Raw genomic sequence first — 16,761 nt, forward strand, 5'->3', positions numbered from 1 at the left:
TTCTTATCGCCATACTTCCATTAGATAGGCCCGGACGGTACCTCTTTATCTCCCGCGTCCTCCTACCCCATCCGCTTCCCCGCCGCATCCTTCGCCGACTCCGCCCGCCGCGCAGCCACTTCATCCAGATACTTCGTGAACTTCGACTCCCCGCTGTAAGACAGATAGAGATCATCCAGGGCACGCGTCATCCCAATGTAGAACAGAGACACCTCCCGCTCCTCCACATCCACCAGCGGGAACGGCATGTTCTCAATGTTCACCAGGAACACGGCGCGAAAATCCAGGCCTTTGGCGCTGTCGATCGTCGTGACCTTCACCTGGTCATCCTGCCTCACGAACCGGCGCTTCGACTCCGGGCTCTCCGTGATCCAGTCGAAGGCAATGCCCTGCCGGTCGAGCTGCCGGCGGATCATATCGATATAGGAAGCCTGGTGCGTATTCTTCACCCGGTACAGGATCGCGATGTCGTGCAGAGGCACCCTTTTCTCGCGGCTGAGCTTGTGGATCTCCTCCGTCACGAACTCCATCTCCTGCGCGAACCCTTGGCAGCGGCGGATCACCGGCTCCGGTCCCCTTCGCTTGGTAGCCTGCGGCGGAATGATCTCCACCCCGTCCACGGAACCGGCCTGCACCTTGGTCTGCAGCTGCGAGTGGCGCTGATAGAACTCCCATGCGAAGCGCACGATCTGCGCCGTATTGCGGTAGTTGATCGTGAGAATACGCGAGCGTCCGCGAAAATCCAGCCCCGTCTCCTGCGCAAGACTGACCCGGCGTTTGAAGATCGCCTGTGCCCGGTCCTCCACCAGCAGAAGGGACTGGGTGTCCGGATTCAGACAGGCGCTGAGCAGCCGAAGCCATTCAGGCTCGAAGTCCTGCCCCTCATCGATCAGGATTGCATCGTACTTGGGCACGATGGCCTCTTGGCGGGCGATTTTGTCGAGCAGGTTCGGCAGGTCCTCCTCCTTCATGCGGAAGGAATGCCGCAGCCACTCGTGGAAGTTGTAGACCTCCACCGGGCAGCGCCGCGGCCCCTCCGACGAGGCCTGGTCGATCAGGTCGAACAGATCCTCCGGCTCCTCGAACTTCCGCTCGATAAGCTGCTTGAGGCTCCGGGACAACGGAATGCCGTAGCACAGCACCAGGATGCGCCAATCCGGATGCTCCTTCGCCAGGATCTTCGCCCGGCTCGCCAGCACGAGCGTCTTGCCGCTGCCCGCCACGCCGCGGATCAGCCGGTGCCGGTCGCCCACCTGCCGCGCCATATTCTCCTGATGCAGGTCCATCGTCTTGATGTTATGCATGGACAGCAGCAGCTGATCCTGGTAGTACACCGGCTCCTTGTACTCCGCGCTGATGCGCACCTCCGGGAACAGGTGGAACCGGATCGCCTGAATATCCTCATGCGTCAGCATATACCGCCGCCGGCTCCATACCGTGAACATGCCGTGGATTTTCTCCTGCAGGATCTCCTCCGAGAACCCCTCATCGTCCGTGTCGACCTCATCCCGGCACAGCACGAACTCCGGCGCAATGACCTGGTACAAGCCCAGCTTCACGAAGTCCTCCTGCTTCATGCGGGTGAACACCGTGCCGAACCCGTAAGCGAACTTCAGGTTCCCTTGGTACTGCCCCTCCTGCACGATCAGGTTCTTATCCTTCTTGAGCTGGTTCGCGATCAGTCGCACGTTGTCCCTCGCCTGCTTGTAGGGATTCTTCACCGTCACCATCTCGCCGCTGCCCGATGCCCGCAGCACCCAATCATCCTGATTGATCTGATACAAGGTGCTCTTCGTGTAATCCTTCACTTCCAGAACCACCAGCCCCAAGTCCGGGCCGATAATGACCAGATCCGGCCGCCGCCCCTGAAACTCCGGTTCATAATAGACAATATAATCATCCGGCAGATGCCGCTTCAATGTCTCAAACACCAGCCGCTCCCCTGGCGTCGCGCTTCTTGGGATGTGCTCGGGTACCGTCAGTGCCATACAACGCGCCTCCCTAGTGCTTAGTACCTAATTGATTTCATTATAATACGAGCCGCCGGAGAACGGTACCCGTCACAGATTACAATTTAGTGGAAAAGGAAGAAAGCTGAAAAGCCCATCTCCCGAGGGAAGACAGGCTTAGATTTACAGGCGTTATTCCGCGATTTATTTCGAGATCGTAAAGGTGTTGTTGGCAAAAGAAATCTGAAGACCCAGCTCTTCTACGGCGAACTTCCAGGTCATCGGGAAGTAGGTGACATCGTTCAGGACAAGCACCGGGTACTCTTCCTTCGCGTTATCGAGCCAGACATCGTTCACGTAGATGTTGAACTCCGGCTTCTTGGCATACAGCTTGGAGGCCGGCGTACCGTAGTCCAGGCTCAGAGCCGCACCGGCACGGTCGGTTTTGCGGATCGAGAAGCCCGTATTGGCATCCCACGCCGTATCCAGTCCAAGGGCCTGCGTGTAGTTCCAGGTCATCGGGAAGTACGTGATGTCATTATACACGATCACCGGGTACGCTGTCGAAGCATTGGCAACCTGCTGACCGTTCACCACGACACTGAATGCGGGCAGAGTCACCTTCACCGTTCCTGGAGGAATCACCTCTTTGGGAGTACTCGGTGCGGGTGCAGGCGTAGCTGCTTTGCTGCTGGACGAAGAACTGCTGCCGCTCGAGCTGCTGCTGCCACTGGATGAAGAACCGCCGCCATTGTGATAATGGTACTCGCCGTACTCGTAGCCCCATTTCTCACAGTTGGTCCGACAGGTGTGCCCGCCGCTCGAATCGGTCCGACCCGGATGAGCCGCGGCCACGGAAGAGAAGGTCAAGCTAAGCAGTGTAATGATAAGTGCCGATTTACGCAAATGCATGTTAGATCCCCCCTGTATGCTATGTATGACACGAGGGGATTTTAACACGGCCGCGTGATGCTGGCAAACGAAATTTCCTTTCAGTGGCACCACTGATGAGCAACGAGAAAGCAAGCGGGCAGGGATGATTCATGTGCATGGCATGGAAAACTACGCCTACTGTTTTCAAGCATCTCTTTATTATTTTGGAGAAAATTAATTATACGTAGTACTGCTAATTTATTCTGTTACTAAAAATGCTCATTACTCGTCCGAATATAACATATTAATAATAGATTCGGCTTCCTTTACAAAATCAAAGTCAGGTTGGCCTTGACGAGCATAGTAAGAAGAAAATCTACTCAATATGTCTTTTACTATAGCATCTTGAACTCTTAGTGTGGTAGGATAAAATTTTTCTTCTAATTCGCCTTGCGAAAAATTAATTACCTTTCTAAAATTGATATATCCTCCTTCAAATACGCTATTTGGAGGTAACCAATGGTAATACTCCTTGTTGTTATTTTTTATTGTAGGAATAAGTACCTTGCTACGCTTATTTCCCTTTGTATCCCCTACAGCGTTACGACTAACTATCCTATGATCATCAATTTCACATAACATCACGCGATCAGTCTTCATGAGTCCATTATGTACGACTAAATCGCAAGGAGGTGAAAGCACTATATAGTATAATTCATCGTCTTTATTTTTCAAAATACAACCAGTTCTAATTTTGTCACTCAACGGTGGAGCAATATAAACCTCTTCAATACTATATACTGGTATGTTATCCTCTAATAATTCATGAATATGCGCAATTGCATATCTTAATAATATGGCTTCGGTATCCGAACCAGATTCTTTGAGATTTTCCCAAGTGTTAATTCTAGGATATAAATTATTCCAGAATACACGAGTCATCGTTTCCTCAATAATTCCTTTTCCTCCTATTACCTTAAATATCCCAGTTTGAGATATACCGATTAGACTTTTTATAATAACATCATATGAAACCTCTCCCTTTTTATAAATTCTAATAGGAGAACCCTCTTCTAAAATAGTATCTGGTGTCCCAGTCATTATTGCTAGAGGTAGTCGATAGTTATTTATTATAGAGCTAATTACCTCATTTCCATCATCCTTTTCCCCTAGTCTTATATCTATGATAACTCCGTCAAAAATTGACTCTTTTAACTGGCTGATCGCAGTATTTAAATCTTTTGCAACAGTAATTGAAACATTATATCTAGTAGCTTGTTCGATATTTAATCTATCTATTGTATCATGACAGACATTTATGTCTGCATCATTATCTTCAACCAATAGATAATTATAAGTTTGCGTTTCCATTACTGTCTCCTCTGTTAGGATATAGTTTAAAATGTGCACCATCTGACTTTGATATAGCTATTAGTTCCAAACCATTACGCTGGGCTGCTTCACCAGCTATCGCTAATCCCAGTCCTGTACCTGTTCCATTTGGTTTTGTTGTGAATTCCGGCTCGAATATTACTCCACTCTCTAGCAGGGCTGGTTCTATTCCCGGTCCAGAATCTTGATAATCTACAACCCACTCTTCAGCATCTCTTATTATAGAGATATTTATAGCCTTTCTCTCAGATTCAATACGGGACATCCAAAAAATGCTATTATCTATTAGATTAGTTATAATGGTATATATATCTTGTTTCCATCCAGTCCAGATTGCCATATCACTCCCAGTAAGAGAGAAACTTATTGTGTTTCTCTTCATTTCGTTGTCGAAGACTCTAACAGCAGTCTCAATGGATTCGATAATTTTAAATTCGGTTTTCTTAGCCCTTTTTTTTGCAGCTAATGGATCCAACCTGCTAAAAAGATTCACAAAAATAGAAGCATTCTCATTAAATCCTGCCGATAAACTAAGAATTTTATCTGAGTAGGACTCATTTTTTTCTTTTTTAAATTGCTGAGAATAGAACTCAAGGTTAGACATTTGATTAGTAAAATAATTTAGAGGTCTTCGCCCTTCATGAAGAATCACATTTATTATCCGTCCCAAAGTAGCTTGCCCTTGGTATATTGCTACGGTTGACTTAATATCATCAATTATTTGATTTTTATCCTTCTGGTCACTTTCTATAATTCTACTAACTTCATTTAATGTCGATTCATTCAGCCCAACATTTTTTAGTATTAAGGAGATAGATTTTTGCAAACTTGTATAGTCGTAAAGCTTCTCCAGTTCTTTTTCAATTACCTTTTTGGCTCTTGTAAGACCTGTGTTTCTACGAAAAATAAATCGTCTTTCTTCTAACTTCGATATAGCATTTAAAGTAATCTCTCTCAATCTCTCATAAGCATCATTCTTTTTCAATCCATCTCTTGCACTTGTTTCTTCTAATCCTGACTTTTCTTCTGATTCTATGTGAACATACCCTATAACCTGATTACTACCAATATTTTGAGATGGGTTTTGTACTCTTTGTTCATTTAGTTTTAACCAATCAAAATCAGCATCACCTAGGGGTCTAATTCTAAATCCGTTTCTATAAACACCAATTCCATTAAGATGATTTAATAGTTGTCTTGTCTCTAGATTTTTTAAGTATTGTCCACTCTTTTCATCTTTAAGACCTCTTGAAATTAATTGTTCTATTGACTCTTTATCTCTATCATATACTCTAATATCAATTAACAAAGTTCCACAATTTGTTTGTCCTACATTCAAAGTCAGTTCTTCAGTAAGTGTATTTCTAGCTTTCTGGTTAACATATGTTAATTTACCAACTCCATCTTCCGTTACTCTTCCAGATATTTTATAATCAAAAAGCTCCAAAATAGGGTAGGGCCGAATTTCCTCATAATTTATTTTTGGTTCTCCTTGCTTAAAATTATCAAGTATTAATATTATATTAAAATCAAATTCCTCTCCCATAAAAGAAATATTTGGGGGAATTAACTTTTTAAGCTCAAACCTTAAGTTATCAATCTCTTTATACCAATATTCTATATCTTCATTCGGAGCCTCTACTGTTAGTCTTGTGCCATTATTTTCATCGGTTATTTGTTTATCAACCTGAATATCAACTTCATCCAAAAAATTTGCTTGTGAGAATTTATCCCACTCAATAAAGAGCGTAGTTTTAGTATTTTCTTGTGTAGTTTCTAACAACAAAGTTTTTCCCAGTATGTTTGCAGCGTATCGGCCTATACCTTTTCTACCTTGCATAATTCGTCCTAGTGGACTTTTTCTTCTTATTACTTTATCATCGGTTGAAGGCACCATCCACTTTGTTGTTACTGTCTCAAATGACATCCCATGCCCGTGGTCCTCAATAATAATATTGAAAAGATCTCTGTTCTCGCTAACTCTAAAAGTTATAGTTACGTGCTGTGAATCGGCGTCATAAGCATTTTTGACCAACTCTAAAATAGCTGCGGCCTTGTCTTGTATTAAATCCTCTCCTATAGTCAATATATGACGAGCTGCAGGCCTAATTTTATAGCTGCTAGTTTCCCTCATTTTTATACCCCCAATTGTACTTGTTATTCAGTTATTGATCTAGAATGTAACTCTACTCCTTATCAACACGCGCCTCCTGTGGTACACTACCACAGCCAATAAACATCCTCTAAAAGAGATTTCAACTTCCACATGCCTATATTTCACTCGTATGCCCTTGAAAAGGTAAAAACTATTTTCTTTGGGTATTTTTTGTTTCAAAAAGCCACTTCCTGTTCCAAAACTCTCTACCCCAGAATTGAGAACTTCCACCTTAACCTTTATATTTTTATCACTGTTTAAAATAATCGAATCGATTATAAATTTGTCACATGGAAAACATAGTACTATTGTGAGGGCTTGCCTCATTTAAGAGGCCTCTTCGTGTTACTGCCATTAATCGATGTTTTTACTCTAGACTTTATTCATGAGTGAAAAACTATCCTATTGGGTTAAACTATATTATAACCGATTTTAATATGTGAGGTAACAGGGTGAACCGAAAACTAGAAACAACAGATAAACGCAGAAAGAACATGGCAGCTATCCGTCCTACACATTCCAAGCTTGAGGATAAGGTTACAAAATCTTTGTGGAAAAAAGGCTTTCGGTTTCGAAAAAATGTAACTAGTCTATATGGAAAACCCGATATAGCTATCCAAAAATACCGAATTGTCATATTTATAGACTCTTGTTTTTGGCATGCGTGTCCAATACATGGAAACATCCCAAAAAATAATCGGGATTTTTGGGCAAAAAAATTGGAGAGAAACGTGCAACGAGATAAAGAAGTCACGTACAATTATGAGCAACGAAACTGGAATATACTAAGAATATGGGAACATGAGATAAGCCGCGACTTCGCCGCGGCATTAGACAAAATCAGTAATTTTATTGAGGCAGCAAAGTTAAACAGAGGTGGTTAGCCCTTGGTTTTTTTTCGCTATTTTAGCATCAATATCTACTAGCATACTTAGGATTGCTTCTCCAATGCTTTTTGCTAGAAGCGGTGGCACTGCATTTCCTATCTGCCTATATTGTGCATTCCTTTCACCGCAAAATACGTGACCAGGAGGAAATGACTGAATCATTGCTGCTTCATATGGTGTGAATGTTCTGGGTTGGATTGGATGAATAAACTTTAACCCATCTTTTTGCATATGTGATAAAATTGTGTTTGACGGTTTTTCCAGAGAGTGTTTAACATAAGTATCAAGATGTTTTGTTCTGTCATAAGGATATAAACTATCTAGAAACCCATCATAAACTGGAGAATCTTTTCTAATAAATTGCGCTGAATTGGTTCCCTGTCGCATATAACTGAATATTATTACATCACGGAAATTATGGACTCTTGAAGTATGATAAGTCTTGTAATCCTGTTTATACAGGTTGACAAAAGGTTTAAGTTTCTCATTATATCCTTTGATAAACTCTTTTAGTGCCTTTTCTTTGGTGTACTTTCTTTTCTTCAATTTCTTCCCCGCTTCGTTTACATACTGTATCAAAGCTGAGAATTCCTCACTTTGTATCTCGTTTTGTTCTCTGTAAAAATCCTTAAGACCATTTATCGTATCAATAAACTTCCCAACACTTTTATCAAATTCCCCAAAAATATAATTGAATCTAAGAAGATCTGTTTCAGTACTCAATTGGGGTAAAACCACTGGCAATCCAGAAATAACCTCTTTGATACTCACAGGCTTATCCTCAGTGATTTTTTGGGGTAATGAATTAAGTCTATCATGTTTGTTTGCTATTATTATTACTCGCTTTCGCTGTTGTGGAACACCAAAATCTGCTGCATTCAGCACTTGGTAGCGATCCACTATTCGATCTTTAAGATACGTATAATATCCGAGACCCTCTAACTCATCGCAAATTACCTCAATTGCTACTTGTTGTTTTGCATTCAATTCATCAGCTTGATCAAATTCTTTGGAAATAATACCTTCAACATTTTCAAAGACTACAAACCTAGGCTCGATAGCCTTTACCAGTTCAAAGAAATGTTTGTATAATGTGTTCCTCGGGTCATTTTTAAGGGCTTCCCTCATCTCTGCTTTCCCAGAACGGGATGGGCCGGCAAGAGAAAATGTTTGGCACGGCGGACCTCCAATAATGACATCTACTTTGCCCTTACAGTCAGTTATAATTTTTTGTTTAATTTCAGTTTTAGTTATATCCCCTTTTATTACTTTTTCTTTCCCCAAATGCAATTCAAGCGTCTTACATGCATCCTCATCGATCTCGACGGCTCTTAAAATCTCAAATCCCGCCCCGTCTAATTCAACCATCTCAAATCCAGTGGAAAACCCGCCCCCACCTGCAAAGAGATCCAACACTTTATATTTAAACATAGTAAACCGCACCTTCATTCAATAATCGTATAACCTTATTAAGGCACCTCGAACAATTGTTCTATCATATCATTATACCAGGTTTGCTTATAACCGAATATAGCATGAAAATAAAACGGAAAAACTTCCCCAGCAATCAGGGAAGTTTAATAAAATAATACCCTCGTAAGATGTAAACTATAATCTTAAAAACTCTTCAATGCTCATATCTCTAAAGCTTGTCCAGCATTCCTCTCTCTTACTCCATTCAGAGTAAATCTCTCCATTGGGGGAGTTTGTAATATGATTATGGGCAGCATTTATAACTAACTTTATAGTATCCAATAACATAGATGGTATCGTTTGATTTCGCCAAATATCTTCCAAGTCAATTTGTTCTTGCATTTTGTAAGAGATCCAAGCCATGCTATATGTTACAATATTCGCTCTATTTTTGGTTTTTACCATACCATTAATAGTATTAAAGATTATTGCTTTTGCTATTGTTTTATAATAGTAATTCTTATCTACTTGCTCAATATCAATGTCCTGAATTGTTTTAGAGAAATAGTCAAAATTTTTCTGGTTACCTCTGCTAACAATATGCGGATGTTGTTCCCATGAAATAATAAACTTAGCCAGATCAGTCTTTGTAAACAATTGATTCTTCGGGTGATCATCTTCAAATAATCTTTTTTTTGCAGGAGTAATCTGTTTATTTTTCATATCCAGATACTGGCCACGTGCTCTTTCATAAAACCACTTAGACTGTCTATGACTTCCTTCTTTGGCAGGGGCCCATTCTGTTCTGGATAGATGCTCCAATTTCCTATGGAAGGGGCTATTGGAAAAAAAGTCAGCACTCTGTATTTTATTTTGGCTGTTTGCACAAAAGGATATTGTAGGAACCATCTCTTCCATCTTCTCAGGATCCTTAATAACAGTTAATTTCATTTGAACAAAAACCTGCGAAATATCAACATTCCTATCTTTTTGAGCAGCGTGATATATAGACGCGGTTGTTTGTCCCCCATTTACAATCTGAAGATCTTTTATTGATATAATAATTTTTACACCATCCGTTGAAGATAAGAATTCAATATGCTCGGCAGTTGCCGAGATGCCATTATTGTAAGCCAGGAACATAAAAGGTTCCTTAGTGATGGTTTTTTTTATTTCTCTGTTAACACCTCTTATTTGAAGAAATGATCTTACATTTCTCTCTATTAACCGCTCACCGAAATCATGATAAATCTGTGATAAGAGAACCCCCGGAACAATAAGCATATATGAATCGTAATAATCATTAGGTACTGGCATAGGAAGACATGGCAATGGGTTTCCATACTTCCCTTCTAAATCTATTAAAATCGGTTCCTTTTTCCTGCCAGAACTTCTCATACGGTAAATCCGTTCAATATCCCACACTTGGAAGGTCACTGGGATACCGTCTACTTCTATGTCTTCTAATTGTATTGTTTTGGTTATACCATCAGTAAAGAAGAATACTCTCACTTGACTAATTTGATCTTTGTCATCGTATATTCTCTTGGCAATATCATAAATATCGAAATCTTGCTCGTATGCTAAATGTAAACCAGCTATACTTTTCCTAATAAATCCAATTGCTCTTTTTATTACGGCATCCCATTCATTTTTATGAATCGAAATGGGTGGTACGATTTTTGTATGTAGACATACAATTAAGTCAATCACTTTACCAACACCCAAATGGTTTATAGCGTATCCGTTTAACTGTATTCCTGTTCTTTTGAAATCACAAATCTCAGTTGTACCTAATTCACCGGCTTCTTCCAAATATCCCGCCATTGCATCTACAAACGTTTTTACATTATATTCTTCATCTTTTGCCGCGGCTAAACCCTCTAAATGCTGTTTTAGTCCCTGAGCGAAATCTTGTAAACTATTATCCATATTGAAAAACCCCAATTTTAAAAAATGAATGTCGAAATCTGCCGAAGATGTATATTTAATATTTTATCATATAAATCTCTGTTTGAGACGTATGTCATCATTTTCCGAATAAATGTCACAAGTAGTATAAAGATGAAGATGCTGTGTTTTTCTGGATCTCTCGTTATCTTTCGGCGGTATATGTTAAAACAAATCATCTTAGACGCGGCGAAGAATTCCAGATCTCTCTAATGAATTAAAATGTTGAACCAACTGTCTTATAATTTCACTCTTACTAACTCTGACACCCACTTCTATATTCGAGTTTAATCCATGATGAGTTAGATTCGCTGAAGTAACAAAAAGATCACTTTGATCAACCAGCAACAACTTAGCATGGAGACTTGCCTTATTATCTTCAGCATTTCCTTCCCACTTTAAGATAATCGGCAATGACAAGTTAGTAGGCCAAGCTTCCACTAAATTATAATAGTTATACCCAGCATCATGCAGAGCGATTCTTACTTCGCATCCTCTTATCATCGATTGAGAAAGTTGTTGTATTATGGCTGCGGGAAATAAAGAGGAATTATTGAAACTGTACCCAACAAGTAACACATTGCTCTTCGCTTTTGATAACATCTCTTGCATAACTGATATAGTACTTCTTACATTTCCAGTTGAAGGAGGAACCGGCCCCGTCCATACTAACTCAATTGAAGGGGCCTTTGATCTAATTATATTCTTACTTTGCAAAGCTGTACGAAGACCAAAAATTAATGTATCAATTGAATAATTACTAACAGTGAATGCAATTGTAAAATCAGCTAACAATGGGGCTGGTATTCTGTGGGGTTCCAGCAAACGTGCCCATTCGTATGCCGTCGTTTGTACTGACACCATTCTCTCTTCTAATAAAGAGATCATCTTTACAATGACGATTTCATTGCATTCAATAATAATACGGGAAATAATATTCTCCAGTTGATTACTTGTCATCATTTATCAAAGAAAGCAAGTGATTGTTCAGAGACAGTGGGTACCAGAAAGGCTCTATCAAGGAATCTATTCGACTTTTCACATGAGGTCTCCGCGGCTAATTGACATGCATGACAAGCCGCACCATTCAGATCACCACCCGCATCAGGTTTATGTTCTGAGCAAAGGGGATCTCCTGAACAAAACTTTGCCTCTTCCAATGCATGAAATAACACCTCTTCGAACCTTTCTGTCTTTCCAAGCTCAACCAGTCCACCAAGACTTCCCTCAGAATCAGGCGTGGCAGTATAAATAAGTATCCCTGCCATATTCTGCCCTTCCTTATTCCGCGAATAAATTCTTTCTCTCAACGATGTTGAAGAATATCCAGAGCCCATACATAATTGTCTCATCAAAGCATGAGATAAGGTATGAAGTAAAACGTAACGCGTCATATCCGGAAACTCGTAATCATCCATGTTTCTATCCTTACAGTATTTTAAAAATGCTTCCCTCATCGAAATAACAGCATCTTTGACCTTATTTTCCCAACCTTTCAATGCCAATTCATTCAAGGTTATAAAAATGCCTTCTCCTCTTGTAATAATGCCAGGACGCCACGATAACTTTCGTTCGCTTAAAGATGCTTTGTATGACTCTTTATGGGTTTCATCCTCATCACCAACTGATGTTAAGTCAGGCAGAGGTTCAATGCGACTGAATCCTTCAAGCACTCTTACCTCTGTTAACCTTCTGACCATAATAATCTTTCCTATCCTATCTTTATAGCGATCCGGTACCTCTTGCTCTTCAGTCTCAAACTCTAACACCGAATTATTTCCTGTACCTCCTTGAAGAGCAGCCCATTCAGGATAAAACAAATCCTGCTCTTCTCCGGCAAGTCCACGTTGATGCAATATAACTTCCCATAATTCATCTAAATCAAAATCTTTAAAAGTTGGGAACATGTCCTCTTCAATTCGCTCCTGGAGCTTTTCTTTGGTGTCCATTTTCCCCAACCGCTCCATCTCCTCAGCGACTACCTGTTGAATTGGGCTGGTATAAGGCGGAATAGACAGTGCGCTTACCACTATCGGAAAATACAAATTTGACGCTCCTCGAAGTAATGCCCTTGATTTTTCAGAGCACTCTTCTTTGTTCCATGCTCCCATCCAGTGTCTGTGTCCCCTGCATGACGGAAGACCTGCGCCCATAAACGCCTCATCTAACGACCGTTTTTCCTGGCATTCTTTACATTCTACTTCCACGTCAGCAATAGAGCCGCTGACTCCTTTATCGTTTAACTTCAAATCTCCCTTACAGTCAACATTGCCCTTCTTAGAGTGGACATAAAAACCCCATGGGAAATCATCGATATGTCCCTTAGAGCATGCAACAATAAAACGAGCGGGAAAAACTTTTATGTTATCAACACAATGACAGTAGGCAATCTGTGAATCTTTATCTATAAAAAACTTATTATATGGAGCCAATCTCCTGCAATTGGGACACACCATATATCGTGGGAAGCGATATGCCGGTAATGTACCTTGATTATTATCCTTATCCCATTCTAACGAAGGTGGTGATAAAATCTTATTTATTCTAAGTTTTCTCTGTAATCTTGGTTCGCTAATTACATCGCATAATTTTGTATTCCAATGATCTAAACTGGCTACAATTACTGAAAAATCAGGGAGGTCCATGATCGCACCTGGTCCAAACGTAGATATTAACTGACTGTTTCTTACTTCGCCCACTTTGCCATGCACTGATATCTACTCCTTTAAATAAATTCCAACTGTTTTTTCTACGTCTCGCATTGAATTTGGTATTCGAAAAGCATTCGTTCTGGATTTATCGCCCAGCGGTAACATTAATTTAGGTTTCCTTATTGCCCTGTCATAAACAAGGTCACCTTCCATCGTCTTAAGCTCCCACATGTCGATGTAACTTTGTAAATCATTAAGAACTTCATTGACCCTTTCCGAATCAATACACATTACCCTCTGATTAATATAGTTTTTCAACTGACTAACAAGAGCGTGGTTAGGTTTGAACTTTTTCGCTTCTTCTTTCTTTGCTAAACCCGGTATATGTAATCTCGACATCATCACCAAAGCCGCAGAAAGAGCACGATCCCGCGCACGAGAGGAAAAAGGGGTAACACTAATCGCTTCCACATACCTGTATAAGGCAGCATGGTACGAACCAAACCGCTCATAGTGAGAAACATCTCGAGGTCTAGCCCAATTGTATACAGTAAATACTATACCAGGATGCTCCCGTCCCACTCTGCTAGTCGCCTGTATGTACTCAGCGGTGGTTTTGGGTTGTCCAGTCACAACCATAAGTCCTAATCGACTTACGTCTACTCCTACTGAGATCATATTACTTGCAAGAGTAATATCAACAGGAGCAATTTTCTCATCTTTTGCATAAAAAGGCTGTTCCAATCTTTGTAAAATCATCGGTATTTCACTGGAATCGACTCGACTTGTTAATTCTGGCACACTTTCTCTAAGTATTCTCGCTTTATATTCATATCTCTGTCCTGTTGTTCTCTGGGCCAGTACTCGAATTCTTGCCTTTACGTCATCTTCAATAAGGCGTACAGCCCCACCAAGCTCGCGTAAACTGTTAAAATATCCAATCAAGGTTTGATACGGGTCTACATCAACAAGATCCTTATCCATAGCTTCCGTCGCTGCCAAAAGGGTGGCATATACGCGAACTAACGCTGTTTTCACACTTCGTCCGGGTGCAAATATCCCAACATAGGTTCTTCCTGGTATTGATTCTAGAGGTTGCTCGACTGAGAAATATGAATCTCCGGATGTAATGCCAGGGCTGGGGAATATCGCCAACCCCTTTGCGAAAAGTGCCTGAATTTGTTCTTTAGCTCTTCTAATTGTCGCTGTAGAGGCAACAACTTTAGGCCCTATCTTTTTACCATCCACCTCCCTGGTCGCCAGATAGTCTATAGCGGTTTCATAAGATCCGACCATGGTTCCAAGAGGACCAGAAATTAGATGAAGCTCGTCTTGAATTATTAGTTCAGGTGGTAATAGCTTTCTATTATCTACGATATGGGCAGTTGAAGAATTAGATTGGAGAACTTGTTTCGTCCAGCCCTCCGTTGTATCATCAGCACCTTGAGATACAAAGCCCCAATGCTCTGTTTGTCCTTTTACATTACCCATCAACGTTTGAGTTTCAGCAACCCACGGCATTCTCGCAAACTTATCTACAGTACCAATCAACAATGTCGGCAGCAAACGATAAATTTCTTCATCGGAAAAGACTGCTGGTATTCCTTCTGGGTTCTTGGTACGATGAAAATCACATCCACTTCTAGAGCACCCTACAAGAACACGCCGTTTTTTTCGAAACGCAAAATAATCCTTTTTTCTTAGCTCTGCACCACACCAAGGACATGACACAAGCTGAACCGGTGTTGTGGCGGCCGGGTTGTGCGTTTTGCTAAGCAGTACCTCTTCACATTTATCAAAATCATTAGGAGTATTCTTACTACCAACCCAAAGTCCAATACGGAAGGGCTCAGTTCCCCATAACTCAGGTGCTTCTTTTCGAATAACTTCACATGCACAGATCAATGTAGCCGCACGCTGAAATTGTTGTATGGTGAGCAATCTTAGAGTATACCTCATTAAGACTGTTACACCTGCATCAGCCCTCATTCCGTCTTGCTCTTTAATTAGTCTTCTCAAGGCAATTACAAAAGCGGCAAGTCCTAAATAGGCTTCTGTTTTACCACCACCGGTTGGAAACCAAATTAAATCTGCTATATTTCTATCATCATGTGTAGGCTCAACTATTCCAGTAATACTCTGTAATATAAATGCTATCTGAAAAGGTCGCCATTCTGTCTTTACATTTTGGGGACCACTGGACCAATCTTTGTTTTTACTCGCGATTCTGGCCCAAATACTATGAGATCTTTGGGTGGCCATGGCTCGATTTGCAAATCGAAATGCTTCTATAACTTTACCTTTATCACCTGACGCACGTATTAATTCCAAACCCTTTCTCATACGGCTAAGGGATTCCTTGCACAATGTTATGTGCTCTTTTGCTGTTGTTCTCATTTCACCTTCTAATGACTCAGCTTTACCTTCTTGATCCCAAATCCATTCGTCATAAGCATTGATTAGAGGACTTAAATAATCGTATGCCTCCACTCCATTTGAAACTTTTGCTAACTTGGCCATATCCAGAGAACCGTCACCAATCCAATCGGGAGGGACTACTCTAGGGATCTCATATATCGGCATAACTACAGTTTTCAATAGTGCTGCATTTTGGTTATCTTCAGAAACCGATTCCCATACCACTGAAACTCCATGCCCAACTGCAAATACAGTTTTATCTCTATACAGTAATTCATCAGTTGCTATATCAGGATATTTGGTTTTCTGCTTAATATTTAATTTTCTAACAGAGAAGGGCTTGGAGTCAGCTACTCCGTAAACTTTAATCTCCGGTTGAAATAAACAGAGAGCATCCTTTGATCCTTTTTCAGGTTTGGGCTTTCGATTCACAAGAAATAAGCTAACTGCATGTCGACCTAAACCATCATTGAGAGGCCTTGATACCCACTCAATAAAAACGTCTGGGTCAGTCGTTCGAATAGCATTTCTTTTTGCTTCCGCAGGAATAAGGCTTATTGTATATGTCAAATGAATTGGGCTTCTAATCCATTTGGGATTTTTCCTATCTCCTCTTTGTTCATACTGCCCCCATTGAACATCTACTAGTAAAGAATTAGTCTCTGGATTTACTACAAATGACAAACCTATTGAGGAGGGCTTCATAGCTTGCATCAATGGTGCCGTTCGCTCAGGTAAACCTGATTCTTCCCCATCCTCTTCAGTTGAATTGTCTTCATCATCCTCCTTTTCAATCTCAGTTCCAACGGGCCATAGTATACCTGTCAAATAACGTTGTGTTGGAGACTCATAAAGCTCCTCGTTCATCATATTTGGTCCAACCAACTCAGATTCCATCCGTTTCATTAATTCCTCGCGTATTCTAATTTTATCCATTATTCCCATAAAAATCACTCCACTAATTTATTGGTAATGTGATAAAAAGTTCGTACATGGAAATTCGACATAGCAGGACTTAAGTCCTTTATGTCGAATAATTTTGTATGTTTAATACTACCGGTATGGAGGATTCA

10 protein-coding genes are annotated in these 16,761 nt (G+C 41.0%); 1 reads left to right on the forward strand and 9 read right to left on the reverse strand.

Going from position 1 to position 16,761, the window contains the following annotated elements:
* Nucleotides 1-62: 62 nt before the first annotated feature.
* The 4 genes from ACP26L_RS31930 to ACP26L_RS31945 form a co-directional block, all read right to left on the reverse strand.
* A complete protein-coding gene (locus ACP26L_RS31930) occupies nucleotides 63-1,988 on the reverse strand; it encodes a 3'-5' exonuclease (protein ID WP_426449632.1) in 1,926 nt (641 codons plus the stop codon).
* 165 nt (nucleotides 1,989-2,153) lie between these two features.
* Nucleotides 2,154-2,861 carry a YHYH domain-containing protein gene (locus tag ACP26L_RS31935; RefSeq protein WP_426449633.1) on the reverse strand — a complete coding sequence of 236 codons (708 nt, stop codon included), beginning with the start codon at nucleotides 2,859-2,861 and terminating at the stop codon, nucleotides 2,154-2,156.
* A gap of 243 nt (nucleotides 2,862-3,104) precedes the next feature.
* The gene (locus ACP26L_RS31940; RefSeq protein WP_426449634.1) at nucleotides 3,105-4,193 is read right to left on the reverse strand and encodes a hypothetical protein; all 1,089 of its coding nucleotides are present in this window, start codon (nucleotides 4,191-4,193) and stop codon (nucleotides 3,105-3,107) included.
* Nucleotides 4,174-6,348, reverse strand: coding sequence for an ATP-binding protein (locus ACP26L_RS31945; RefSeq protein WP_426449635.1), 2,175 nt, complete (start codon nucleotides 6,346-6,348; stop codon nucleotides 4,174-4,176). The genes ACP26L_RS31940 and ACP26L_RS31945 overlap by 20 nt, the downstream gene beginning before the upstream one ends.
* Nucleotides 6,349-6,821: 473 nt before the next feature.
* Here ACP26L_RS31945 and ACP26L_RS31950 point away from each other — a divergent pair, with 473 nt between their 5' ends.
* On the forward strand, nucleotides 6,822-7,253 hold the full coding sequence (locus tag ACP26L_RS31950; protein WP_426449636.1) for a very short patch repair endonuclease: 432 nt from the start codon (nucleotides 6,822-6,824) through the stop codon (nucleotides 7,251-7,253).
* On the opposite strand, the gene ACP26L_RS31955 is transcribed toward ACP26L_RS31950, so the two are convergent.
* The 5 genes from ACP26L_RS31955 to drmA form a co-directional block, all read right to left on the reverse strand.
* Complete coding sequence (locus tag ACP26L_RS31955) at nucleotides 7,236-8,687, reverse strand: DNA cytosine methyltransferase (protein WP_426449637.1); 1,452 nt, start codon at nucleotides 8,685-8,687, stop codon at nucleotides 7,236-7,238. The genes ACP26L_RS31950 and ACP26L_RS31955 overlap by 18 nt on opposite strands.
* A gap of 177 nt (nucleotides 8,688-8,864) precedes the next feature.
* Nucleotides 8,865-10,601, reverse strand: a complete 1,737-nt coding sequence (locus tag ACP26L_RS31960) for an AIPR family protein (RefSeq protein ID WP_426449638.1) — start codon at nucleotides 10,599-10,601, stop codon at nucleotides 8,865-8,867.
* A gap of 198 nt (nucleotides 10,602-10,799) precedes the next feature.
* Nucleotides 10,800-11,582, reverse strand: a complete 783-nt coding sequence (locus ACP26L_RS31965; RefSeq protein WP_426449639.1) for a phospholipase D-like domain-containing protein — start codon at nucleotides 11,580-11,582, stop codon at nucleotides 10,800-10,802.
* Complete coding sequence (drmB, locus tag ACP26L_RS31970) at nucleotides 11,579-13,330, reverse strand: DrmB family protein (RefSeq protein ID WP_426449640.1); 1,752 nt, start codon at nucleotides 13,328-13,330, stop codon at nucleotides 11,579-11,581. Before drmB ends, ACP26L_RS31965 begins: the two co-directional genes overlap by 4 nt.
* 6 nt (nucleotides 13,331-13,336) lie before the next feature.
* The gene (gene drmA / locus ACP26L_RS31975) at nucleotides 13,337-16,633 is read right to left on the reverse strand and encodes a DISARM system helicase DrmA (RefSeq protein ID WP_426449641.1); all 3,297 of its coding nucleotides are present in this window, start codon (nucleotides 16,631-16,633) and stop codon (nucleotides 13,337-13,339) included.
* Nucleotides 16,634-16,761 lie beyond the last annotated feature (128 nt).

The organism is Paenibacillus sp. S-38 (assembly GCF_049942825.1).
Taxonomy (GTDB): Bacteria; Bacillota; Bacilli; order Paenibacillales; family NBRC-103111; genus Paenibacillus_G.

Excerpts from the sequence above, each read along its gene's own strand:
- ACP26L_RS31930 (WP_426449632.1), bottom strand. The coding sequence starts at position 1,988 with ATGGCACTGACGGTACCCGAGCACATCCCAAGAAGCGCGACGCCAGGG.
- ACP26L_RS31935 (WP_426449633.1), bottom strand. The coding sequence starts at position 2,861 with ATGCATTTGCGTAAATCGGCACTTATCATTACACTGCTTAGCTTGACC.
- ACP26L_RS31940 (WP_426449634.1), bottom strand. The coding sequence starts at position 4,193 with ATGGAAACGCAAACTTATAATTATCTATTGGTTGAAGATAATGATGCA.
- ACP26L_RS31945 (WP_426449635.1), bottom strand. The coding sequence starts at position 6,348 with ATGAGGGAAACTAGCAGCTATAAAATTAGGCCTGCAGCTCGTCATATA.
- ACP26L_RS31955 (WP_426449637.1), bottom strand. The coding sequence starts at position 8,687 with ATGTTTAAATATAAAGTGTTGGATCTCTTTGCAGGTGGGGGCGGGTTT.
- ACP26L_RS31960 (WP_426449638.1), bottom strand. The coding sequence starts at position 10,601 with ATGGATAATAGTTTACAAGATTTCGCTCAGGGACTAAAACAGCATTTA.
- ACP26L_RS31965 (WP_426449639.1), bottom strand. The coding sequence starts at position 11,582 with ATGATGACAAGTAATCAACTGGAGAATATTATTTCCCGTATTATTATT.
- drmA (WP_426449641.1), bottom strand. The coding sequence starts at position 16,633 with ATGGGAATAATGGATAAAATTAGAATACGCGAGGAATTAATGAAACGG.